This is a genomic window from Rhizobium sp. WYCCWR 11146 (assembly GCF_013591995.1).
Taxonomy (GTDB): Bacteria; Pseudomonadota; Alphaproteobacteria; order Rhizobiales; family Rhizobiaceae; genus Rhizobium; species Rhizobium indicum.
The window spans coordinates 315,548-337,491 of sequence record NZ_JACCEY010000031.1; the positions used below are offsets into that span (position 1 = coordinate 315,548).

Genomic DNA, 21,944 nt, shown 5'->3' on the forward strand with positions numbered 1-21,944 from the left:
TCCTGCTAGATGTCAAAATTGACCATGTTGCGCATGACGAAGATGCCGATCGACATCCAGATTGCCGAGACACCCATAATGAAATGACCGCGCGGATCGGTGAAAAGGATCATCATGTAATTCGGCGACGTCATGTAGACGAGGGTCGCGACGATGAAGGGCAGAGCCCCGATGATGACGGCCGACGCCTTGGCTTCCATCGAGAGCGCCTGGACCTTGGCCTTCATCTTCCTGCGCTCGCGCAGCACCTTGGAGAGGTTGCCGATCGCTTCCGACAGATTGCCGCCGGCCTGCGACTGGATGGCGATGACGATGGCGAAGAAGTTGACTTCCTGGAGCGGCATGTGGATCGTCATGCGGGCGCAGGCGTCGGGAATGCTGAGGCCTACCTGCTGAGCCTCGATCACCCGCAGGAACTCGCTCTTGACAGGTTCGGTGCCTTCGGTCGCGATAAGGCGGATCGCATCGTTGAGCGGCAGGCCTGATTTGATCGAGCGCGTGATGACGTCAAGCGCATTGGGGAACTCGTTCAAAAATTTGGTCTGGCGGCGTTTGATCAGGAAGCCGACGACCCAACGCGGCAGACCGAGACCGGCAACGACAGCGATACCGACCATGACCATCAACGATGCGCCGACGACCAAAGCGACAAGCAGCAGCACGGAGGCGAAGACGGCGCTGATGAGATAGAATTTCGCCGCTGTGATCGTCAGGCCGGCCTGCACCAGCCGCGATTTCATCGACACGCTCTTCTTGGTCTTTTCGTGCTGGCGCTTTTCCAGATCCTTCAGATTGTCCTGCACGGATTTACGGCGCTTCGACAGCTCTTGCACCCGGTCACGGGCGGCCTTGACCTTGACCCGGTCGCTTTCGGCCGATTTGACGCGATTGATGCGGCTTGCCGATTTCTTGTCGGCCTCGATCTTCGAAAACAACAGGGCATAGGCGACCGCCGCCGCGGAGACGGCGGCGAGGACGACGATTGCCAGCACTATCGGATCGAACCCGAACATCTCGCCTATTCCTTCGTTTTCGCTTCCATCGCGTCGAGGGCGGCGGCAAGACGTTTTTCCTCGTTGAAGTAGCGGGCGCGATCCCAGAAATGCGGCTTGCCGACGCCGGTCGACATGTGCCTGCCGATCAGGCGGCCATTCGCATCCTCGCCATCGATCTCGTAGCGCATCAGATCCTGGGTGATGATGACGTCGCCTTCCATGCCGATCACCTCGGTGATCTGGGTGATGCGGCGCGAACCATCGCGAAGGCGTGCCGCCTGAATAACGACGTCGACCGAGCTGGAAATGATCTCACGCACCGTCTTTGCCGGCAGGGTAAAGCCGCCCATGGCAATCATCGATTCGATACGGCTCAGGCATTCGCGCGGCGTATTGGCGTGGATGGTGCCCATCGAGCCGTCGTGACCGGTGTTCATCGCCTGCAGCAGGTCGAAGACTTCCGGTCCGCGCACTTCGCCGACGATGATGCGCTCGGGACGCATACGCAGGCAATTCTTGACCAGATCGCGCATGGTGATCTCGCCCTCACCTTCGATATTCGGCGGGCGCGTTTCGAGACGGACGACATGCGGCTGCTGCAACTGCAGTTCGGCGGTATCCTCGCAGGTGATGACGCGTTCGTCCCTGTCGATATAGTTGGTGAGGCAGTTCAGAAGCGTCGTCTTGCCCGAGCCGGTGCCGCCTGAAATGACGACATTGCAGCGCACGCGCCCGATGATCTGCAGCACGGTTGCGCCTTCCGGCGTGATCGCGCCGAAACGGACGAGCTGATCGAGCGTCAGCTTGTCCTTCTTGAACTTGCGGATGGTGAGCGCCGGCCCGTCGATCGACAGCGGCGGCGCGATGACGTTGACGCGCGAACCGTCCGGCAGACGGGCGTCGCAGATCGGGCTCGATTCGTCGACGCGGCGGCCGACCTGGCTGACGATGCGCTGGCAGATCGAGAGAAGCTGTGCATTGTCGCGGAAGCGAATCTCGGATTCGATCGTCTTGCCGCCGACTTCGATGAAAGTCTGGCCGGCGCCGTTGACCATGATGTCGGCGATGTCGTCGCGCGCCAGCAACGGCTCCAGCGGGCCGTAGCCGAGGACGTCGTTGCAGATATCCTCGAGCAGCTCTTCCTGCTCGGAGATCGACATCGCAAAGTTCTTGATGGTGATGATGTCGTTGACGATGTCGCGGATTTCCTCGCGGGCGCTTTCGCCGTCGAGCTTGGAAAGCTGCGAGAGATCGATCGTGTCGATCAGCGCGGAAAAGACCTGCGCCTTGGTGTCGTAATATTCATCGGTGCGGGCCGGGCGCTTGCGCTGCGGCGTCTGCATCGGCGGTGGCGTCACCTGCTGGCGTGCGGATTCGCGCGAGGGTTCAACCAGAATGGAGGGGGAAGAGGCCGCAGGGGCGGCGGCCGGAGCCGGCGGCGGAGGAGCAATCGCCCCCCCGACCTTTCCGGAACCTTCGTTTCCGCGTTTTCCAAACATGCCACTCGATCCAATCTGCTCGTTCTAGAGCATTTCCCGATCTCTCCGAGTCAAGAAAATGCTCTATCTTTTTGTTTTCACGCAATTCCGGACGCAAAACCGCTGCACACTTTTGCTGGAATTGCTCATCGTCTACTTGCGCTTCAGGAGGCCCAGCAGGCCGCCTTTCTTCGCCTTCTTGATCGCGACCCGGCCGGTGACGATGTGCGATATCTGCGAAAAGGTTTCCGCCGTCGGTGACTTCGGGTCGACTTCGGAAATCATCCGGCCGCTATTGGCGGCGTTGCCGAAGAGATTGATGTCGAAGGGGATGATCGCGATCGGATCGATCTCCAGCGGCTCACAGAAATCCGACGGTGAAATCTCCGGCCGTTTCGGCATGCCGACCTGATTGAGGATGAGATGCGGCGGCCTGTCGTTCGGCCGCATCTTGCGCAGCGCGTCCAGCATGTTCTTGGCGTTGCGCAGATTGGCGAGATCGGGAACCGCTGCGATGACCACCTCGTCGACGCTCGACAGCACCGAGCGCGTCCATTCCGACCATGCATGCGGAACATCGAGCACGGTCACGGGCGCGCTGCGCTGCAGAACGTCGAGCACCGGCTGGAAGGCCTGGCCGTCGAAATCATAGGCACGGTCGAGCAGCGAGGGTGCGGCCAGCAGCGACAGATGCTCGGAGCATTTCGTCAGCAGGCGGTCGAGGAAGACTTCGTCGAGACGATCGGGTGCGAAGACCGCTTCGGCGATGCCCTGGGCCGGATCCTGATCGAAGTCGATGTTGGCCGTGCCAAAGGGCAGGTCGAGATCGGCGAGGATCGTCTCGGTGGAGAAGAGATTGGAAATGCCGAAGGCGCAATTATGCGCGATGGTCGAGGCACCGGTGCCGCCCTTCGAGCCGATGAAGGCGATGCTGCGGCCGAGCGGCTCGGCGTCCGGATCGACAAAGATCGAGGCCATCGCCGTAAGGATATCGGGCATGGCGACGGGCTGGACCATATATTCGGAAATGCCGTTGCGGATAAGCTCGCGATAAAGCCCGATATCGTTGTAATAGCCGATAATGACGACCTTGGTCGTCGGATCGCAGACGGCGGCGAGCGGCGCGAGTTCGCCGAGCAGATTCGCGGCATTCGCCTTGGTCTCAAGGATGATGAGGTTCGGCGTCGGGGCGCCGGAAAACATATTGGCGGCAGCGGCGATGCCGCCGCTGGTGATGCGCATGCTGACCTTCGCGACGCGCCGATCATTGGCGCAGCGTTCCATGACTTGTTGCAGGGCCTCGCTCTCGCAGAAAGCATGGACGGAGATGCGCGGCAGCGGCCGCATGCTTTCCAGATCCGCCATGCGCACCGCCTCCTCGGCGTTGCGAAGCTCGCTGGGATTCCTGATTTCGTATTCGATCGCGCTCATCGTTCCGTTCCGCCTCAGAATCCGCTGTCGCCAGCATCTTCGATCGTCGTCGTTGTTGTCCGGTATTCCTGGATCGCATTGTTGCGCCGCTGCGCATCGATCGGAGTCATACCGCGGGGCGCCACCAGATCTTCCGGATTGGCGATCTGGGCGGCAAGGTTGTTCTGCGAGGCGCAGCCGAAATTATAGTAGTTCTGGTTGGTCAAATCGTTCGATATGTCCTTTGGCCACTGACCGCATTGCGTGGTGACCGCGGTGGTGCCGGTAAAGCTCAGCCGGATGGGCGCCGCATCACCGGGACCGACGGCGGCATAGGAGGTGTTGACGATTTTCGAGCTTGCAATCCCCCTCGATGTCAGCTCGGCACGAACCTGATTGCGCAGCTGATAGGCGGCCGCCGAATTGGGCGAGCCTTGTGGCGACAGCACGTAAACCGGGCCCGAGGCGCGCGAGATATAGTTTGCGGCAAAGCCGCGGATGAGATCGCGCTGGGCGATGGTCAGGCGGCGATCGGTGGAGGCAACAGGTATATCCACCGTCTGCTCCGCTTCCGTCACGATGATCGGGTGGCGGGCACGGTAATCGTCCGGAATGCCGCCGGTCGTCAGTTGGTCATGCGGGCCGGCGCATCCGGAAAGTATCGCCACCGACATGGCGACCGTGGCAAAAAGCGCCTTCGAGTTTCCGAGGCGGGGTGTCGTCGCATTCATATGGGCCATCGCCTGATCTCTGTTTTCTGCCATCGCTGCCGCTCGCGCCCCGCTCATTTGTAAATGAACCCGATCGAGCCGTGGAACTGCGCATCGGCAACGGGCGCCTCGCGGCGGCCATAGACCTTGTTGACACGGTTGAGGAAGAAGGTTGCACCGTCGTTCTCAGGGCTGAAATTGTCGTCCGGCCGGTTGAGCTGGTTGCGCGCCACCGGGCGCACCAGATAGGGCGTTGCGATGATGACGAGTTCGGTTTCCTGACGCTCGAACCCCTTCTGGCGGAAGAGGGTCCCTAGCAGCGGGATCTTCGAAACGCCGGGCGTGCCGCCCATCGTCTGGGAAACATTGTCGCGGATAAGGCCGGCGAGCGCGATCGAACCGCCCGAAGGCAGCTCCACCGAGGTCTCCGCCGAGCGGCGCTGATAGGTGGCGTTGCCGCTGCCGGCCACCGGTTCGGAGACATTGGTTTTGATCTGCAGGCTGATGCGTCCCGATGACAGCACGACCGGTTTGAAGGCGAGGTTGATACCGTAGTTGAACGGGACGACGGTGACGTTGCCGTCGTTGTCGGTCGTCGAATAAAGCTGCTGGCCACCGGAATTGAAGGTCGCGGCCTGACCCGATATCGCCGTCAGCGTCGGTTCGGCGAGCGTCTTGACGACCTTGGCCTGTTCCAGCGCATTGAGGTAGGTCGAAATGTCGTATTTGCCGATCGAGCTCTTGAAGAGCGCCGCCAAGCCGCCGCCGACCGTCGATGCCGCGCTGTCGGCGTTCGGACTGCCGAGTTGGGCGACCGTCATGCCGGAGGAATTGGAAACCAGATTGTCGAAACCGAGCTGCTTCAGCACCTCGCGGCGAACCTCGGCGATCGTCACCTTGAGGGTGACCTGGTCCTCGCCCTCGATCTGGAGAAGGTTGACGACCTGCGAGCTCTGGCGACCTTCGGCAAAGAGCGCCACCGAGCTGTCGCCGCCGGTGCCGGATGCCGTTTCTGTTCTGGTCGTCGCTTCGCCGCCCTTGAGGAATACCTGCGCCAGATCGGCCGCCTGTGTGGCATCCTGCGGCGTGCGCACCGTGCCGGTCAGCACGATGTTGTCGGAGACGATTTCGACGTTGATGTTGGAGTCGCGAATGAAGCGGCGGAGATTGACTTCGAGGCCGGAGACGTCGCGCTCGATCTCGATGTCGAGATTGACGATCTCCTGTCCACCGGCGCCGAAGACGAAGATATTCGTCTGGCCGACCTTCTTGCCGAACAGGTAGATGCGCCGCGAGGTGCGGGTCACGGCATCGGCCATGGTCGGATCGGAGACGAGGATATCATGCGCATCCTCCGGCAGATCGACGACGACGGCCTTGTTGAGCCCGAGCTTCAGCCGACGATGGGCATTGGAGCCGGTCTGCGAGATCCGGACCAGGCTATCGGAATCGGCGCGCGCCTCGCCTGCCCCGAAAAGCGGGGCGAAAGATACCGGCACTATACCGGAGAGGCCGATTGCCAGAGAAAGACAGCCTATCAGGAGAGGTCCGGCGCGCCGCGTTGAATTGCCCATTTGCACGTCCCTTACTCCGCCTTCGGCGCGGCGCCGGCATCCGTGACGATGGCGCCCGATTTGATGACCTGGATGATCGCACTGCCGTTGTCGCCGCTCAGCAGATAGTCTGCGGCGCTGGTATCCTGCTCCTGCGCATCGGCGACCGAGCGCAGCGCGAGCGACAGCCGGTCCGCCATCTGCTGGGCGACGGCAAGAACCTTCGTTTGGTCGGGGGTGAGCTCTAGCGTCGCGGTCGTGCCGACCACCGACTTCGAGCCATCGTCCTTTTCCTGGATCTGTTGGTCGATGGCGAGGACGCGGACATTGCTCAGCACGGTTTCGGTGATGAGCTTGTCGGCCTCAGCGCCCTTGCGGACCATGATCACGTCGACGCGATCGTTCGGCAGGATGAAACCGCCCGCACCCGTTGCCACCGATATCTCGGTCGCGACGGCGCGCTTGCCGGCCGGCAACAGCGAGGAGAGGATGCGGCTGCTGGAATCGGCGATCTTTTCCGGCCGGATCGGTTCACCTTCGAAGATCGGCAGACGCACAACGGCGCCCTGCAGATCCTTGATCGCATCCGGCTTGTCGGCTTCCGTGATGAGGCCGGGAACGACGCCGCCCTGCGGCCAGGCCATCCAATGCACCGACTGGTCGTCCAGCCTTGCGCCGACCGACAGATTGCCACTCGAGACGAGAACGTTGACGGTCGGTTCCTTCTCGACAACCGAGCGGACCTGGGTAACGACACCGCCACTGCCCGCCATGCGCATTGCCAGGAGGCCGGCAAGGCCGGCTGCCACCACGGCGACAGCTAGGATTATAAGGCGGGCCGGTTTCATCGATCATTCCTCGGGGCACGATATGTTCGCCCTGTAGAATGCTCAGCAATTGGTATAATTATGGTTAATGGAATGCTTAGATTTTAAGTTAACGGGCATTTAAAATGCCGTTATTTCAGGCTTTCCAGCGCGGCGAGGAACAGCGGCGAAGAAGGAAAAGCCATGAAGCCGCCGATCGCAATCGCGATGCCGTAGGGGATCTTCTTGGCAAGCAGAACCGAGTTCGGTACTGGCAAGCCGATGGCGAGGATGGTATTGGACTGCGTTCTCACCAGCAGGATGAGCAAGGTGATGAGACCGCCGATCGCGGCGACATCGGTCATCAGGAAAAGCAAGGATTCATTCAGACCGAACCAGAGCGCGGTGGCGCTCAACAGCTTGGCATCGCCGCCGCCCATCACATTGAAGGCGAAAAGTGCAAAGCAGGCGGTGAAGACGATGGCGGCGCCGGCAAGATGCATGCCGATCATTTCCAGCCCCAAGCCGGAGAACGGCGCGAGGACGAGGAAAGAGGCGATCAGGATCACGGGAATGCGGTTCGGGATCGTCATGGTGAACAGATCCGAGAACGCCGCCATGGCGAGGCAGAGTGGCAGTATCACGAAGACTGCGGCTGCGATCATGCCTATACCCGATCGTAACGAGATGCGAAAAGGCTCACAGCCGTTTAGCCTGTGAGCCCGCTCAATAGCTCGGCCGGAGCAAATCCAGCCGGCATTATCCAGACGCCGTTTGGCGGTGTCTGACTCAGTTGCCGGCCGTGCTTTCGGCCGAGGTGACAGACGTATTCATCTTGTTGCTCAAGCCGTTGAATGTGTCGCCGATCTTGCCGCCGAGGGTCGTGGCGCCGGTGATGAGCGCTACGGAAATGAGAGCAGCGATCAGGCCGTATTCGATTGCGGTCGCGCCGGATTCGTCCTTCAGAAAACGGCTAAAAAGCTTGGTCATGGTAACTCCTAACTCCAGTTGATGTTCAGCACGTCCGCCAACTGTTTGCCGTTGATCGGATGACTGCAACCTAGCGAATGGCCGTTTCCATCGGCTTAAGGAAAAGAGTTAACGACATGTGAACGAGACAACATGCCCCTATAGAGTCAGTATCTTCTTACGCGCTTCGCTCAATATTTAACGATATTCCTGGAATAACCGCTGCATTCATCCGGAAATAGCACATATTCTGCTTCCAACCGGGGGGTGCGCCGTCCTAGAGCCGTACCAAATCGGATCATTACGCTTCATCCCGGAACAGAGTGGTGAGCTTAAGGCTTCGTTCACCATTTTTTTCCATTCTATGCGGATATTGCGCTGTGATCGTGAAAGAGGACCCAATGTCATCGAGCGGCAAAACCATTTTCTTTGCCGGCATGATCGCCGTTTTCGGTATTTCGGGAGTGGCCGCGGCCGCAGACGATGACATGCTGCGCGTCTATATGGATCACGCGCGCGTCTTGAAGCTCGACCGCCCCGTCAGCAAGGTGATTGTCGGCAATGCCGCAGTCGCCGATGCGACGGTCGCCGACGCCAAGACCATCGTGCTCACGGGACGCAGCTTCGGCACCACCAATCTGGTCCTCCTCGATGCCGACGGCAACGCGATCCTCGACGAACGCATCCTGGTGTCGATCGACGAGGGCAATACGGTGCGCGTCTACCGGCAGACCCAGCGCTCCGTGCTATCCTGCACGCCGAACTGCGAGCAGCATGCGCAGCAAGCGACCGCCGGCTCACCCTGAAGCTCTCTTTTCAACTTCCTCGACCATTCGTTAAAATCGTCGTGTCAGGTTGAAACGGAAAATCAACGAACGGACCTTAGTCTGACGACTGGAAAATGTCGCTCGGATCCAGGCAATGACGGTAATTGATCAGAAGACGGATAAGGGGCGCGCTTTTGCGCCGTTCCGTTTCTTACGGTTTCGCGCTCTCGCCCGCTCACGCGAGGGTGCTGCGGCGATCGAATTCGCGCTGCTCGCCATTCCCTATTTCCTGGTGATTTTCGCAATCCTCGAAACTTTCGTCGCCTTCGCCGCCGAGGAACTCGTCTCCAATGCCGTCGATACGATGAGCCGCCGGATGCGAACCGGGCAGATTACCTATAATCTCGGCCGCACGACCGATATGAACCAGGCGCAATTCCGCCAGGCTTTCTGCAATGAGATCTCGATCCTGATCCGCTGCTCGGCGAGCGAAGTCGCCACGCCGAGCAAGCTCTACCTGGATGTGCAGACGTTCAGCACCTTCTCGGCCATTCCGACGACGATCCCTAAGCTCTCCACCGATAAATATGCCGACATCAACCCGGCTGCCTTCAAATATGCGCCGGGCGGCGCCGGCACGATCAACATGCTGCGCGCTTACTATCGCTGGGAAATCACCGCGGATCTGGTCCGACCTTACATCACCACGATACGTCCCTCCGACGCTTCGATGCCGCGGCAATACCTGATCGTCGGGACCGCGGCCTTCCAGAACGAGCAGTATCCATAATGGCGTTGCGCAACCCGTTCACCAGATTGGTCCTGACGGTGCGGCGGCTGGCCCGCGACCGCAAGGGCGCCGGAGCGATCGAATTCGCGATCCTCTTTCCCGTGCTCGTCATGCTCTATATCGGCGCTTTCGAGATCACGGTCGGCCTCAGCGTCAGCAAGCGCGTGACACGCGCCGCAGGAACGGTGGCCGACCTCGTCACGCAGCAGCAATCCGTCACGAAGAGCGCGCTCGCGCAGATGCCGTCGGTCGCAACGGCGATCTTCGTGCCCTACAACTCCACGTCGCTGACGCTGAAGATCACCGGGATCACCATCGATGCCGGTGCCAATGCGAAGGTGCTCTGGTCCTGGGCGAAGGACGGTACGGTGCCCTATGCCAAGAACACCACGGTGAGCAACGTGCCAGCGGATATGAAGACGGCGAACAGTTTCCTGGTCCGTACCGAGCTCAGCATCCCCTATACGATGTTCCTGTTCGCCCCGAACTTCATGCCTGACGGCATGCGCACGATCACCATCAGCCGCAGTTATTTCTACCGCCAGCGGCAAGGCGACTCGATCCCCTGCGGCGACTGCTGACGGCCGCCTCCTACTCTTCTCGAATTTGCCAAGCCGGCCGCAGCATTATATGGCTGGATCTCAGCCGCCTCCGATATTGCAGAGGCCGGCGATCGGCTCTCTCGGGTGTAAAATGGCGCGTGCCTTTCTTTTTGTTCTGGATTCCTTCGGCGTCGGCGGAGCACCTGATGCGGCGGCCTATGGCGACGAGGGCGCCGATACGCTTGGCCATATCGCCGAATTCTGCGCGGCCGGAGCCGCAGACCGCGCCGGATTGCGCGAAGGGCCGCTTTCCCTGCCCAACATGTCGGAACTCGGGCTGATGCAGATCGCACGGTCCGCCTCCGGCCGGTTTCCGTCCGGTATGCCCGTCCCGGAGAAGGTCTACGGGATTTATGGCGCTGCCACCGAAATTTCCCGTGGCAAGGATACGCCGTCGGGCCATTGGGAGATCGCGGGAACACCTGTCAGTTTCGATTGGGGTTACTTCCCGATAGAGGGCGACGCCTTTCCCCAGGAATTCATCGAGGCGCTATGCAGGCAGGCTGACGTGCCTGGCATTCTCGGCAACTGCCATGCCTCGGGAACGGAGATCATCGCCCGGCTCGGCGAGGACCATATCCGCACCGGCAAGCCGATCTGCTACACCTCTTCGGATTCGGTCTTCCAGGTCGCCGCGCATGAGGGGCATTTCGGCCTCGATCGTCTGCTCGCCTTCTGCCGTTTGGCCCGGGGGCTGCTCGATCCCTACAATATCGGCCGTGTCATCGCCCGGCCCTTTATTGGCCAGTCCGCCTCCACTTTCCAACGCACCGGAAACCGGCGCGACTTCTCCGTGCTGCCGCCGGAGCCGACGCTGCTCGACCGGCTTATCGAGCATAGCCGGCATGTGCATGCTGTGGGAAAGATCGGCGACATCTTCGCGCATCAGGGCATTTCCAGGGTCATCAAGGCGAACGGCAACGAGGCGCTGATGGATGCGTCGCTCTCGGCGATCGATGAGGCTGAGGACGGCGATCTCGTTTTCACCAATTTCGTCGATTTCGACATGATCTACGGTCATCGCCGCGACGTGCCGGGTTATGCCGCGTCACTCGAAGCCTTCGATGCGCGCTTGCCCGAAGTCCACAAGAAACTGAAGCCCGGCGATCTCGTCGTGCTCACCGCCGATCACGGCTGCGATCCGACCTGGCGCGGCACCGACCATACGCGCGAGCGCGTGCCCGTCATCGCCTATGGCCCCGGCATCCGGTCGCGTTCGATCGGCGTGCGTCGCAGCTATGCCGATATCGGCGAGAGCATCGCCAGACATCTCGGCATCCCGGCCGGGCCGCACGGAAGGAGTTTTCTGTGACATCGCATTTGAAGAAGGTCGAACTGCACTGCCATCTGGAGGGTGCGGCACCGCCGGCTCTGACCGCGGCGCAGGCTCAGAAATATGGCGTCGACATCAGCGCTGAGCTTCGCGACGGAGCCTATGTCTGGCATGATTTCGCAAGCTTCCTCGAATGTTACGACAAGGTTTCCGAGGTCTACAAGACCGAGGAGGACTATGCGCTTCTGACCGAAACCTATCTCGAGGAACTCGCCGGCATCAATACGATCTACAGCGAGCTCATCGTTTCGCCCGACCACGGCAAGCGGATCGGGCTGGGCGCCGATGCCTATATATCAGGTATCTGCGAAGGCATCCGGCGGGCTAGGGAAACGAGCGGCATCGAGGCCCGGCTGATCGTCACCGGCGAGCGGCATTTCGGTCCGGAGAGCGTGATTGGTGCTGCCGAATATGCGGCAAAGGCCGGCAATCCTCTGATTACCGGCTTCAACCTTGCCGGCGAGGAGCGCATGGGCCGGGTCGCCGACTATGCCCGCGCCTTCGATATCGCCCGCGACGCCGGCCTCGGGCTCACCATCCATGCCGGCGAGGTCTGCGGCGCCTTCAGCGTCGCCGACGCGCTTGATGCGGTGCGCCCCTCGCGCATCGGCCACGGGGTGCGCGCCATCGAGGATGTCGATCTGGTGACGCGGCTTGCCGATCTCGGCACCGTGCTCGAGATCTGCCCGGGCTCCAATATCGCGCTCGGGGTCTTTCCCGATTTCGCCTCCCATCCGCTGCGCCGGCTGAAGGACGCAGGTGTCAGGGTGACGATCAGCTCGGACGATCCGCCTTTCTTTCAGACTTCGCTCAAGCGAGAATACGAACTTGCGGCCGGGACCTTCGGCTTCAGCGACGCCGAGATCGATGCCATGACGCGCACGGCGATCGAAGCCGCCTTCGTCGACGATGAGACACGCAAGGCCCTGCTCGCTCGAATATGAGGGTTAGAGGCTGGGGATGATCGGCACAAATTGACCGCCACTCTTGCGGTCGGGCCGATTTCCGTGAAAGAAACATTCGATAGAAAGAATGAAAGGCTTCCCCATGGACGGCGTCACGGTCATCGATCATCCGCTTGTGCAGCACAAGCTCACCATCATGCGGCGCAAGGAGACATCGACGGGAAGTTTCCGGCGCTTGCTGCGCGAAATCTCGACGCTGCTCTGCTACGAGGTGACCCGCGATCTCGAACTGACGATGGAAACGATCGAGACGCCGCTGCAGACCATGGAATCGCCGATCCTCGAGGGCAAGAAGCTGGTCTTCGCCTCGATCCTGCGCGCCGGCAACGGGCTGCTCGAAGGCATGCTCGATCTCGTGCCGTCCGCCCGCGTCTCGCATATCGGCGTCTACCGCGACCACGAGACGCTGCAGCCGGTCGAATATTATTTCAAGGCGCCGGAAGACGTGGCCGAGCGGCTGATCATCGTCGTCGACCCGATGCTTGCGACCGGCAACTCCTCGATCGCGGCGATCGACAAGCTCAAGGAACGCGGCGCCCACAATATCCGCTTCCTCTGCCTGCTTGCCGCCCCGGAAGGCATCCGCAACTTTCGCGCCGCGCATCCCGATGTTCCGGTCTTCACCGCATCGATCGACAGTCATCTCAACGAGAAGGGCTACATCATGCCCGGCCTCGGTGATGCTGGCGACCGCATGTACGGCACCAAGTAATTTCAACCTTCCTTTACCAAATCGAAAGACTTTGAGGCCCGGTGGTTCGCTCCGGGCCTTTCGTCGTCGAAATTAGCAACTTATCAGCACTTGAGGTTTAGGAAGCCTGAAGCATGAGGCCTCGCATGAAGCGGGGTTTATACAGGAAGGATTTCTGTTTCATGCTCGTGCGTACCGTCCTATTCGCCAGCATCGCCGCGGTGCTCGCCACACAGGTGCCTTCCTTCTTCGGAAACACCAGCCAGCAGCCTGCTGACACTCTCTCCGCCAATTACGTATCGGCCGAAAGCAACGAGCCCGCAGTACCCGCGCCCGTCTCTGGCAGCAATGCGATCCGGCTGCAGGCCGATGCGCAAGGCCACTATACCGGCAGCTTCAAGATCAACGGCAAGCCGGTGCAGGGCCTGATCGATACCGGCGCCACCTATGTGGCGCTCAACGAGACGCTCGCCCGCCGGCTGGGCTTTACCGCCAACCAACTCGATTTCCGCTATGGGGTGAACACGGCGAACGGCCAGACGAAGGCCGCGCATGTGACGCTCGACCGCGTCGAGATCGGCGGTATTCGCGTGCGTGAGGTCGAAGCCCTCGTCCTGAAGGACAATGCGCTGACGACGACGCTGGTCGGCATGAGCTTCCTGCAGAAGCTCGCCTCCTATTCCGTCGCCGACGGCTCGCTCAGCCTCAAGCAGTAAACCGCGTCAGATCAGGCCCGCAATCACCGGTGTCAGCTCCGGCTTCTCCTCTGTGATGCGGTAGTGCGCGGCAAGTGCCGCAACTGCCCTTTCCGCCGCGACTTCGTCGGCGGCGTGAACCAGCGCAATCGGTTCGCCGGCATTCACGCGGGTGCCGAGCGGCAGGAGTCCGGAAAAGCCGACGCGATGATCGATGCGGTCGGCCGGATGGCGTCTTCCGCCGCCGAGATCGATGACGCTGACACCGATACCGCGCGCATCGCAGGCGGCAAGCCAGCCGGACCGGGCGGCCAGAACAGGCTTTGCGACCGGCGCCCTGGCCAGGTATCGGTCGGGGTTTTCGATGAGATCGGCCGGGCCGCCGAGCATGGATACCATGCGCGCGAAGACCTCGGCCGCCTTTCCCGATGACAGGGCCTGACGCGCCATCCTCTCGGCTTCATCAGAGGAAGCGGCAACGCCGGATATCACCAGCATCTCGGCGGCGAAGGCGAGAACGACAGTCTCGAGCCGCGTGTCCTTTTTCCGGCCTGCCAGGAAATCCAGACAGTTGCGCATCTCGACAGCGTTGCCGGCACTATCGGCGAGCGGCTGGTTCATGTCGGTGATCAGGGCCGAGGTCTTCACGCCTGCGCCATTGGCCACCTCGACCAGCGACTGCGCCAGGATCTCCGCCTGGCCGCGATCGGCCATGAAGGCGCCGTTGCCGACCTTGACGTCGAGCACCAGCGTCTCGAGCCCCGCCGCAAGTTTCTTCGAGAGGATCGAGGCGGTGATCAGGGGAATGGAATCGACGGTGGCGGTCACGTCGCGCACGGCATAGAGCCTGCCGTCGGCGGGCGCCAAGGTCCCAGTCTGGCCGATGATAGCGCATCCCGCCTCCTTCACGACCTTGTGGAACAAGTTCGCATCCGGGGTGATCATATAGCCGGGAATGGATTCGAGCTTATCCAGCGTGCCGCCGGTGTGGCCAAGGCCGCGCCCGGAGATCATCGGAACGGCGAGGCCGCAGGCGGCGGCGATCGGCGCCAGCATCAGAGAAACATTGTCGCCGACGCCGCCGGTCGAATGTTTGTCGGCGATCGGGCGGTCGATATCGGCCCATTGCAGCCTGTCGCCGGAATCGGCCATCGCCAGCGTCAAGGCCACGGTTTCGGTCCGCGACATGCCCTTGAACCAGACGGCCATGGCGAATGCGCCGATCTGGCCTTCCGACAATTGGCCGTCAGCCAACGAAGCGATGAAGGAGCTGATATCGGCGGCGTCGAGTTCGTCGCCATCGCGCTTACGCCGGATGATCTCCTGCGGAATCATTTCAGTAGCCCGACGCCGCAGCCGGTGCCGACTGTGTTCCGCTCAGAACCGCCAGGATATCGTCGAGCAGGTCGGAAGCGCCGAAGCGGAACGTCGACGGCATCGCCCAGTCCGGTGTCATGATGGTTTCGGCAAGGCTCAGATAGAGTGCGGCATCGGCCACCGAGCCGATGCCGCCGGCCGGCTTGAAGCCGACCTTGCGGCCGCTCTCGCGGATAGCGCGGATCATGATGTCGGCGGCTTCGAGCGTCGCGTTGACGGCGACCTTGCCGGTCGAGGTCTTGATGAAATCGGCGCCGGCTTCGATGGCGAGTTCGGAGGCATGGCGGATCAATGCGGCATCCTTCAACTCGCCAGTCTCGATGATGACCTTCAGAAGAACGGGGCCGGCGCATTCTGCGCGCACGGCCTTGACCATGTCGGTCACCGCCTTCTCGTTGCCGGCGAGCAGCTTGCGGTAGGGGATGACCAGATCGATCTCATCGGCGCCATCGGCAATCGCCTCGCGTGCTTCGGCAGCGACATCGGCCACTTCCATATCGCCGGAAGGGAGGTTGACGACGGTCGCGATACGCACGGCATGCCCGGTGCCAAGGATATTGCGGGCCTGAGCGACGAACCGCGGCCAGATGCAAATCGCAGCGCTGGTGCCATAGGGCGTCTGCGCCCGGGCGCAGAGCGCTTCGATCTGCGCCTCGGTGCAATCATCCTTCAAATTGGTGAGATCGAGAAGAGAAAGGGCGACAGCCGCCGTCTCCCGGTTGGAATGGCTATTCATCTTCGCTTCCTCTAGAGCATGATGCCGAAAAGTGTGCGCGGTTTCGGACGACATCATGCTCTAACTATAGAATGTAGAACAGGATTCAGATTTTAGGCCGACCCGGCCTAAAATCATCCTGTTCCAGCCGCAATCATGTCTTTCAATATGGCGGCGAGACGGGCGCCGCCGATGGGCGCCATGTCCTTGGTTTCTTCATGGCTGAGCTCATTGCCGGTCATGCCTGCCCCATAGTTGGTGATAACGGAGGCGGCTGCAACCCTCAGGCCCAGCATTCTTGCGATGATGACCTCAGGCACCGTCGACATGCCGACGGCATCGGCGCCAAGGATGCGCGCCATGCGGATTTCCGCCGGCGTTTCGAAGCTTGGACCGGAGAACCACATATAGACACCCTGCGCCAGCTCGATTTCAAGCTTCGCCGCTGCCCTCTGCATCGCCGCGGCAAGTTCGGCGTCATAGGCGTTGGTCATGCCGACGAAACGATGATCGCTTTCCTCGCCGATCAGCGGGTTCATGCCGGAATAGTTGATGTGATCGGTGATCTGCATCAACGAACCGGGCGGCATGTCGTCGCGCAGCGATCCGGCCGAATTGGTCAGGATCAGCGCTTCGACGCCGAGCGCCTTCAGCACCTCGATCGGCAGGCGCATGGCATTGGCATTGCCCTTCTCGTAATAATGCACGCGGCCGGAGAGCATGACGACAGGCACGCCGCCGAGACGGCCGGCGACAACTTCGCCTGCATGGCCGGAGACGGCACTGACGGGAAAGCCCGGCAGGTCGCGATAGGGAACACGCACGGCGCCGTCCAGCTCACCGACGAGAGAGCCGAGACCGGAGCCGAGCACGATGCCGTGGCGCGGCTTGATGCCGCCGAGCAGTGCGGCGAGCAGGTTGACTGTCGCCTTCATCCGAGTTCGGTCTCGAAGCTGAAGGGGAGAAGCTCTTCCATCGTCATGGTCTTCTTCACGCCTGCCTCATCGCAAAGGTAGATCTTCGTCTCCTTGGAGGCGAATTCGGAGATCTTCTGGCGGCAGCCGCCGCAGGGCGGGCAGAGCGGCAGCTTCTCGGCAATGACCGCCATTTCGACGATCTTCTTTGCGCCGCCCATGATCATGGCGCCGATCGCCGTCGGCTCGGCACACCATCCTTGCGGAAAGGAGAGGTTTTCGATGTTGGCTCCGGTATAGACCTTACCGTCCTCGGCGCGGATCGCCGCACCGACCGGGAATTTCGAATAGGGCGCATGGGCAAAGGCCATGGCGCCGCGGGCGGCTTCGAACAGATCGTGAGACATATCAACGCTCCTTGGTATAGGGCACGCCACCGGCTTTCGGCGGGGTCGCGACGCCGATGAAGCCGGCAAGCAGGACGCAGGTCAGGACATAGGGCAGCGCCTGGAAGACCTGAACCGGCACTTCGCCAATCAGCGGCACCTGCTTTCCCTGCATGAAATTTGCCAGCGCATCGAGGAAGCCGAAGAGCAGGCAGGCAAACATGACGGGCACCGGCTTCCACTTGGCAAAGACGAGAGCGGCGAGCGCGATGTAGCCCTTGCCGGCCGACATGTCCTTGATGAAGGCGGCGGACTGGGCGATTGCCAGATAGGTGCCGGCAAAGCCGCAGAGAATGCCGGCACACATGACGGCGCGGTAACGCAGCCAGGCGACCGAGATACCGGCCGTATCGACCGCGCCCGGGTTTTCGCCGACGGCGCGCAGCCGCAGGCCGAAGCGTGTGCGGTAAAGCACCCACCAGGAAAACGGCACGGCAAGAAAGGCCAGGTAGGTGAGGATATTGTTGCCGGATATGACATTGGCATAAAGCGGGCCGATGATCGGTATGTCGCGGGCGGCGTCGGCGCCCGGCAGGATGATCGGCGCAAAACGCGAATCCGGCGCCAACTGCGGCGTGCGCCCGCCCTGACCGAACCAGGCCTGACCGAGCACGATGGTGATGCCGGCAATGAAGAAGTTGATCGCCACACCTGACACAATCTGGTTGCCGCGGTTGGTGATCGAGGCAAAGCCGTGCACCAGGCTCAGCGCCACCGAGCAGAGGATGCCGGCACCGAGCCCGAGCCAGGCCGAATCGGTGAGATAGGCAACGCAGGCGGCGGCAAAGGCCGAGCCCAGCATCTTACCCTCGAGGCCGATATCGAAGATGCCGGCGCGTTCCGAAAACAGACCGGCAAGGGCGGTGAAAATCAGCGGGATCGACAGGCGAATCGTGGAGGCTAGAACGCTGATGAAGATGTCATAATAATCCATCGTCCGCTCCTCAGGCTCGCTTTAACTGTTGATAGAGGCGGACCATCGCCGGCCGGAACATGTATTCCAGCGCGCCGGCAAAGAGGATCACCAGACCCTGGATGACCAGGATCATCTCGCGGGTGATATTCGGCATTTCGAAGGAAACCCAGTCGCCGCCTTGGTAGAGAATACCGAAGAGGATCGCCGCCATGATGATGCCGAGCGGATGGTTGCGGCCCATCAGCGAGACGGCGATGCCGACGAAGCCGGCACCACCGACGAATTCGACCTGCAGACGGGCCGACGAGCCCATGACGGGGTTCAGCGCCATCATGCCGGCGAGCGCGCCGGAGAGCAGCATGGCGATGATCACTGTGCGGGCATAGGGGATGCCGGCATAGGTGGCCGCCGTGGGGCTGACGCCCAAGGTGCGCATCTCGAAGCCGAGCTTGGTGCGCCAGACGAGCAGCCAGACGAGGTAGCTGACGACGAGCGCAATGATGAAGGAGACGTTGAACGGGGCAGCCCCCAGCTTGGCGCCGAACAGCTGCATCACCCAGCCGAGCTTCGGCAATTGGCCGCCTTCGAGGAAGGTGCGGGTTTCCGGCGCCATTTTGCCGGGCACGATCAGCACATGCACCAGGAGATACACCATCAGTGCTGCGCCGATATAATTGAACATGATCGTCGTGATCACGATGTGGCTGCCGCGTTTTGCCTGCAGGAAGGCCGGGATGAAGGCCCAGGCCGCGCCGAACAACCCGGCGCCGACGACGGCGATCGGCATCGTCACATACCACGGCACGTAGCGATCGAGCGCCAGCGCCACCAGCGCGCAGCCGAGGCCACCGAGATAGGCCTGGCCTTCGGAACCGATGTTGAAAAGGCCCGCATGGATCGCCACCGCGACGGAAAGGCCGGTGAAGATGAAGCTCGTCGCGTAATAGAGCGTAAAGCCGATGCCTTCGCCGTTGCCGAGCGCGCCCTGGATGAGCAGCGACAGCGCATCGAGCGGGCTCTCGCCGATCAGCCAGACGACGAAGCCGGAGATCAGGAAGGCGACGGTGAGGTTCAAAAGCGGGATGAGGCCGTAGTTGATCCAGTTTGGTAGCGGAACGGAAGCAGTGCTCATAAAGGCCTCACGCGGCAATGCCGGCCATCATCAGGCCGAGGGTCTGTTCACCGGCATCGGGCGTCTTCTCGCCGACGACATGGCCGGCAAACATGACAAGGATACGGTCCGAAAGGGAGCGGATTTCATCGAGTTCGACGGAGACGAGCAGGATCGCCTTGCCCGCGTCGCGCATTTCGATGATCCGTCGGTGGATGAATTCAATGGCGCCGATATCGACGCCGCGTGTCGGCTGGCCGATGATCAGCATCTTCGGATCGCGTTCGATCTCACGGGCGACGACGATCTTCTGCTGGTTGCCGCCGGAGAAATTCGCCGTCTTCAGCCGCGGGTTCGGCGGGCGGATATCGTATTTCTCGATCTTCTCCATCGCATCCTTGCGGATCGCTTCGAGATCGAGCAGCGGGCCTTTGCTGTAGGCCGGGTGGCGATGATAACCGAGCACGGAATTTTCATATTCCTCGAATTTCAGCACCAGGCCCATATGGTGGCGGTCCTCAGGAATATGCGCGAGGCCGAGATCGCGCAGGCGGGCCGGATCGGCCTTGTCGATCGTCTGGCCGTCGAGAAGAATTTCACCGGAGGTCGGCTTGCGGATGCCGGCAATCGCCTCCAGCAATTCGGACTGGCCATTGCCGGCGACACCGGCGATGCCGACGATCTCACCGCCGCGCACGTCGAAGGAGACGTTGTCGACCATGGTGACGCCGCGATTGTCCTTGACCGTCAGGTTGCGGACGGACAGCACGGCAGATCCGGGGTTGGCCTCGCCCTTCTGCACGCGCAGCAGCACGCGGCGGCCAACCATCAGCTCGGCGAGTTCCTCCACCGTTGTTTCCGCCGTCTTGCGGGTCGCGACCATCTCGCCGCGGCGCATGACCGAGACCGTATCGGTGATCGCCATGATCTCGCGCAGCTTGTGGGTGATGAGGATGATCGTCTTGCCCTGGTCGCGCAGTACCTTGAGGATACGGAAGAGATGATCGGCCTCTGCCGGCGTCAACACGCCGGTGGGCTCGTCGAGGATCAGGATCTCGGCGCCGCGATACATGGCTTTCAGGATCTCGACACGCTGCTGCAGGCCGACCGGCAGCTCCTCGATCAGCGCGTCCGGATCGACCTCCAGGCCATATTCCATTTCCAGCCGCTTGAGCTCGGCACGGGCCGATGCGACGCCCCTCGCCAGCAGCATGCCGCCTTCGGCGCCAAGCATGATGTTCTCGAGCACCGTGAAATTATCGACCAGCATGAAGTGCTGGTGCACCATGCCGATCCCGGTGGCGATCGCCGCCTGGCTGTCGCGGATGGTGACGGGATTGCCGTTGACCCGGATCTCGCCGCTATCGGCATGGTAGAAACCATAAATGATCGACATCAGGGTCGATTTGCCGGCGCCGTTTTCGCCGATGATGCCGTGGATCGTCCCCTTGGCAACGGTGAGGTTGATGTCCTTGTTGGCATGGACGGCACCGAATTTCTTGTCGATGCCGACAAGCTCGATAGCGGGCTTATCTGTCACTGCAGACTCCAAATAAGAAAAGGGCGTATGGCGAAAATCCCCTCCGCCATACGCCCGATCTCAATCGTCGATCACATTCGGGCGCGGATCACTTCGGGCAAGCGTTGTCCGAGGTGTAATCGTGAACCTTGACGGTTCCCGCGATGATGTCGGCCTTGGCCTTGTCGACGGCAGCCTGCATTTCCGGTGTGATCAGCGACTTGTTGTTGTCGTCGATCGCGGCGCCAACACCGTCTTCCTTGACGCCGAGCGCCTGGACGCCAGCGGTGAACTTGTCGTTCTTGGTGTCGTTGTAGGCATTGTAGACAGCGAGGTCGACGCGCTTGACCATCGAGGTCAGGACCGAGCCCGGATGCAGATGGTTCTGGTTGGAGTCGACGCCGATCGACAGCTTCTTGTTGTCGGCGGCCGTCTGCAGAACGCCGAGACCGGTGGCACCGGCTGCCGCATAAACGACGTCAGCGCCTTGGTCGATCTGGTTCTTGGCCAGCTCGCCGCCGCGGACCGGGTCGTTCCAGGCAGCGCCCGTCGTGCCGGTCATATTCTGGAACACTTCGATATCGGCCTTGACGGAGCGGGCGCCCTGCTCGTAGCCGCATTCGAACTTGCGGATCAGCGGAATGTCCATGCCACCGACGAAGCCGACCTTGCCGGTCTTGGAGGCCATGCCAGCGAGAACGCCGACGAGGTAGGAGCCTTCTTCTTCCTTATAGACAACCGAGCGGACGTTCGGCTTGTCGACGACGGAGTCAACGATGATGAATTTGGTATCCGGGAATTCGGCTGCAACCTTCTCGATGGCCGAGGTCCAGGCGAAGGAAACGGCAACCACTGGATTGAAACCGCGACTTGCAAAGTTGCGGATGGCCTGTTCGCCCTGAGTGTCGCCCGTCGGCTCGAAGTCGCGATAGGCAATGCCGGTCTCGGCCTTGAACTTCTCGGCACCGTTATAGGCCGCCTCGTTGAAGGACTTATCGAACTTCCCGCCGGTGCCGTAAACCAGCGCCGGCTTGACATCGGCGGCAAGCGCCGTCGTCGACATGGCAGCCACGGCAAAGAGAGTGAGAAGGGATTTTTTCATTGTGCAGCCCTGTTGTTGCTATTCGTTAGGGGTCCTCCCGCAAGCCCTTTCCGGGCATGTCTGCGGAACCACCGACCTCC

The 21,944-nt window shown here is 61.5% G+C and carries 23 protein-coding genes; 7 read left to right on the forward strand and 16 right to left on the reverse strand.

Annotated features, from left to right (window positions below; all coding sequences use genetic code 11):
• Positions 1-5: 5 nt before the first annotated feature.
• The 8 genes from HX899_RS25915 to HX899_RS25950 form a co-directional block, all read right to left on the reverse strand.
• On the reverse strand, positions 6-1,013 hold the full coding sequence (locus HX899_RS25915; protein ID WP_138332152.1) for a type II secretion system F family protein: 1,008 nt from the start codon (positions 1,011-1,013) through the stop codon (positions 6-8).
• A 5-nt stretch (positions 1,014-1,018) separates the two neighbouring features.
• Positions 1,019-2,494 carry a CpaF family protein gene (locus tag HX899_RS25920; RefSeq protein WP_012759732.1) on the reverse strand — a complete coding sequence of 492 codons (1,476 nt, stop codon included), beginning with the start codon at positions 2,492-2,494 and terminating at the stop codon, positions 1,019-1,021.
• Positions 2,495-2,626: 132 nt separating this feature from the next.
• The gene (locus HX899_RS25925; protein WP_138332151.1) at positions 2,627-3,904 is read right to left on the reverse strand and encodes a CpaE family protein; all 1,278 of its coding nucleotides are present in this window, start codon (positions 3,902-3,904) and stop codon (positions 2,627-2,629) included.
• Positions 3,905-3,918: 14 nt separating this feature from the next.
• On the reverse strand, positions 3,919-4,671 hold the full coding sequence (locus tag HX899_RS25930) for a CpaD family pilus assembly protein (RefSeq protein WP_138388463.1): 753 nt from the start codon (positions 4,669-4,671) through the stop codon (positions 3,919-3,921).
• The gene (locus HX899_RS25935) at positions 4,668-6,167 is read right to left on the reverse strand and encodes a type II and III secretion system protein family protein (protein WP_181293734.1); all 1,500 of its coding nucleotides are present in this window, start codon (positions 6,165-6,167) and stop codon (positions 4,668-4,670) included. Before HX899_RS25935 ends, HX899_RS25930 begins: the two co-directional genes overlap by 4 nt.
• A gap of 11 nt (positions 6,168-6,178) precedes the next feature.
• Positions 6,179-6,994 carry a Flp pilus assembly protein CpaB gene (cpaB, locus tag HX899_RS25940; protein ID WP_138332148.1) on the reverse strand — a complete coding sequence of 272 codons (816 nt, stop codon included), beginning with the start codon at positions 6,992-6,994 and terminating at the stop codon, positions 6,179-6,181.
• Between the two features lie 110 nt (positions 6,995-7,104).
• Entirely contained in the window at positions 7,105-7,617 is a 513-nt protein-coding gene (locus HX899_RS25945; RefSeq protein WP_138332147.1) for a prepilin peptidase, read from the reverse strand.
• 124 nt (positions 7,618-7,741) lie between these two features.
• Entirely contained in the window at positions 7,742-7,942 is a 201-nt protein-coding gene (locus HX899_RS25950) for a Flp family type IVb pilin (RefSeq protein WP_138332146.1), read from the reverse strand.
• Positions 7,943-8,322: 380 nt separating this feature from the next.
• On the opposite strand from HX899_RS25950, the gene HX899_RS25955 reads away from it, so the two are divergent.
• From HX899_RS25955 to HX899_RS25985, 7 genes are all read left to right on the forward strand, one after another.
• The gene (locus HX899_RS25955) at positions 8,323-8,727 is read left to right on the forward strand and encodes a pilus assembly protein N-terminal domain-containing protein (protein WP_138332145.1); all 405 of its coding nucleotides are present in this window, start codon (positions 8,323-8,325) and stop codon (positions 8,725-8,727) included.
• 115 nt (positions 8,728-8,842) lie between these two features.
• Positions 8,843-9,478, forward strand: a complete 636-nt coding sequence (locus tag HX899_RS25960; protein ID WP_181293735.1) for a TadE/TadG family type IV pilus assembly protein — start codon at positions 8,843-8,845, stop codon at positions 9,476-9,478.
• Positions 9,478-10,059, forward strand: coding sequence for a TadE/TadG family type IV pilus assembly protein (locus HX899_RS25965; protein ID WP_138332143.1), 582 nt, complete (start codon positions 9,478-9,480; stop codon positions 10,057-10,059). The genes HX899_RS25960 and HX899_RS25965 overlap by 1 nt, the downstream gene beginning before the upstream one ends.
• A 112-nt stretch (positions 10,060-10,171) precedes the next feature.
• Positions 10,172-11,392 (forward strand): phosphopentomutase, encoded by a 1,221-nt coding sequence (locus tag HX899_RS25970; protein ID WP_181293736.1) that lies wholly within the window; start codon positions 10,172-10,174, stop codon positions 11,390-11,392.
• Positions 11,389-12,357 (forward strand): adenosine deaminase, encoded by a 969-nt coding sequence (locus tag HX899_RS25975; RefSeq protein ID WP_181293737.1) that lies wholly within the window; start codon positions 11,389-11,391, stop codon positions 12,355-12,357. Before HX899_RS25970 ends, HX899_RS25975 begins: the two co-directional genes overlap by 4 nt.
• Before the next feature lie 103 nt (positions 12,358-12,460).
• Entirely contained in the window at positions 12,461-13,090 is a 630-nt protein-coding gene (upp, locus tag HX899_RS25980; RefSeq protein ID WP_003544477.1) for a uracil phosphoribosyltransferase, read from the forward strand.
• Between the two features lie 125 nt (positions 13,091-13,215).
• Positions 13,216-13,785: a TIGR02281 family clan AA aspartic protease gene (locus HX899_RS25985; RefSeq protein WP_181293738.1), complete on the forward strand. Its 570-nt coding sequence runs from the start codon at positions 13,216-13,218 to the stop codon at positions 13,783-13,785.
• Between the two features lie 6 nt (positions 13,786-13,791).
• Here the strand turns inward: HX899_RS25985 and deoA are convergent, their stop codons facing one another.
• From deoA to HX899_RS26025, 8 genes are all read right to left on the reverse strand, one after another.
• On the reverse strand, positions 13,792-15,099 hold the full coding sequence (gene deoA, locus HX899_RS25990) for a thymidine phosphorylase (RefSeq protein WP_180194421.1): 1,308 nt from the start codon (positions 15,097-15,099) through the stop codon (positions 13,792-13,794).
• A gap of 1 nt (position 15,100) precedes the next feature.
• Positions 15,101-15,877: a deoxyribose-phosphate aldolase gene (gene deoC / locus HX899_RS25995; protein WP_180194420.1), complete on the reverse strand. Its 777-nt coding sequence runs from the start codon at positions 15,875-15,877 to the stop codon at positions 15,101-15,103.
• A 113-nt stretch (positions 15,878-15,990) separates the two neighbouring features.
• The gene (locus tag HX899_RS26000; protein WP_180194419.1) at positions 15,991-16,791 is read right to left on the reverse strand and encodes a purine-nucleoside phosphorylase; all 801 of its coding nucleotides are present in this window, start codon (positions 16,789-16,791) and stop codon (positions 15,991-15,993) included.
• Positions 16,788-17,177 carry a cytidine deaminase gene (locus HX899_RS26005; RefSeq protein ID WP_003544464.1) on the reverse strand — a complete coding sequence of 130 codons (390 nt, stop codon included), beginning with the start codon at positions 17,175-17,177 and terminating at the stop codon, positions 16,788-16,790. The genes HX899_RS26000 and HX899_RS26005 overlap by 4 nt, the downstream gene beginning before the upstream one ends.
• Position 17,178: 1 nt before the next feature.
• A complete protein-coding gene (locus HX899_RS26010) occupies positions 17,179-18,150 on the reverse strand; it encodes an ABC transporter permease (protein WP_138388476.1) in 972 nt (323 codons plus the stop codon).
• A 10-nt stretch (positions 18,151-18,160) separates the two neighbouring features.
• Positions 18,161-19,264, reverse strand: coding sequence for an ABC transporter permease (locus HX899_RS26015; RefSeq protein WP_138388477.1), 1,104 nt, complete (start codon positions 19,262-19,264; stop codon positions 18,161-18,163).
• Between the two features lie 7 nt (positions 19,265-19,271).
• On the reverse strand, positions 19,272-20,783 hold the full coding sequence (locus tag HX899_RS26020) for an ABC transporter ATP-binding protein (RefSeq protein WP_181293739.1): 1,512 nt from the start codon (positions 20,781-20,783) through the stop codon (positions 19,272-19,274).
• Positions 20,784-20,871: 88 nt separating this feature from the next.
• The gene (locus HX899_RS26025) at positions 20,872-21,864 is read right to left on the reverse strand and encodes a BMP family protein (RefSeq protein WP_029873712.1); all 993 of its coding nucleotides are present in this window, start codon (positions 21,862-21,864) and stop codon (positions 20,872-20,874) included.
• Positions 21,865-21,944 lie beyond the last annotated feature (80 nt).

What these genes read in the sequence shown, in the direction of transcription:
- HX899_RS25915 (WP_138332152.1), bottom strand. Translation starts at nt 1,013, where the DNA reads ATGTTCGGGTTCGATCCGATAGTGCTGGCAATCGTCGTCCTCGCCGCC.
- HX899_RS25920 (WP_012759732.1), bottom strand. Translation starts at nt 2,494, where the DNA reads ATGTTTGGAAAACGCGGAAACGAAGGTTCCGGAAAGGTCGGGGGGGCG.
- HX899_RS25925 (WP_138332151.1), bottom strand. Translation starts at nt 3,904, where the DNA reads ATGAGCGCGATCGAATACGAAATCAGGAATCCCAGCGAGCTTCGCAAC.
- HX899_RS25930 (WP_138388463.1), bottom strand. Translation starts at nt 4,671, where the DNA reads ATGAGCGGGGCGCGAGCGGCAGCGATGGCAGAAAACAGAGATCAGGCG.
- HX899_RS25935 (WP_181293734.1), bottom strand. Translation starts at nt 6,167, where the DNA reads ATGGGCAATTCAACGCGGCGCGCCGGACCTCTCCTGATAGGCTGTCTT.
- cpaB (WP_138332148.1), bottom strand. Translation starts at nt 6,994, where the DNA reads ATGAAACCGGCCCGCCTTATAATCCTAGCTGTCGCCGTGGTGGCAGCC.
- HX899_RS25945 (WP_138332147.1), bottom strand. Translation starts at nt 7,617, where the DNA reads ATGATCGCAGCCGCAGTCTTCGTGATACTGCCACTCTGCCTCGCCATG.
- HX899_RS25950 (WP_138332146.1), bottom strand. Translation starts at nt 7,942, where the DNA reads ATGACCAAGCTTTTTAGCCGTTTTCTGAAGGACGAATCCGGCGCGACC.
- HX899_RS25955 (WP_138332145.1), top strand. Translation starts at nt 8,323, where the DNA reads ATGTCATCGAGCGGCAAAACCATTTTCTTTGCCGGCATGATCGCCGTT.
- HX899_RS25960 (WP_181293735.1), top strand. Translation starts at nt 8,843, where the DNA reads ATGACGGTAATTGATCAGAAGACGGATAAGGGGCGCGCTTTTGCGCCG.
- HX899_RS25965 (WP_138332143.1), top strand. Translation starts at nt 9,478, where the DNA reads ATGGCGTTGCGCAACCCGTTCACCAGATTGGTCCTGACGGTGCGGCGG.
- HX899_RS25970 (WP_181293736.1), top strand. Translation starts at nt 10,172, where the DNA reads ATGGCGCGTGCCTTTCTTTTTGTTCTGGATTCCTTCGGCGTCGGCGGA.
- upp (WP_003544477.1), top strand. Translation starts at nt 12,461, where the DNA reads ATGGACGGCGTCACGGTCATCGATCATCCGCTTGTGCAGCACAAGCTC.
- HX899_RS25985 (WP_181293738.1), top strand. Translation starts at nt 13,216, where the DNA reads ATGAAGCGGGGTTTATACAGGAAGGATTTCTGTTTCATGCTCGTGCGT.
- deoA (WP_180194421.1), bottom strand. Translation starts at nt 15,099, where the DNA reads ATGATTCCGCAGGAGATCATCCGGCGTAAGCGCGATGGCGACGAACTC.
- deoC (WP_180194420.1), bottom strand. Translation starts at nt 15,877, where the DNA reads ATGAATAGCCATTCCAACCGGGAGACGGCGGCTGTCGCCCTTTCTCTT.
- HX899_RS26000 (WP_180194419.1), bottom strand. Translation starts at nt 16,791, where the DNA reads ATGAAGGCGACAGTCAACCTGCTCGCCGCACTGCTCGGCGGCATCAAG.
- HX899_RS26005 (WP_003544464.1), bottom strand. Translation starts at nt 17,177, where the DNA reads ATGTCTCACGATCTGTTCGAAGCCGCCCGCGGCGCCATGGCCTTTGCC.
- HX899_RS26010 (WP_138388476.1), bottom strand. Translation starts at nt 18,150, where the DNA reads ATGGATTATTATGACATCTTCATCAGCGTTCTAGCCTCCACGATTCGC.
- HX899_RS26015 (WP_138388477.1), bottom strand. Translation starts at nt 19,264, where the DNA reads ATGAGCACTGCTTCCGTTCCGCTACCAAACTGGATCAACTACGGCCTC.
- HX899_RS26025 (WP_029873712.1), bottom strand. Translation starts at nt 21,864, where the DNA reads ATGAAAAAATCCCTTCTCACTCTCTTTGCCGTGGCTGCCATGTCGACG.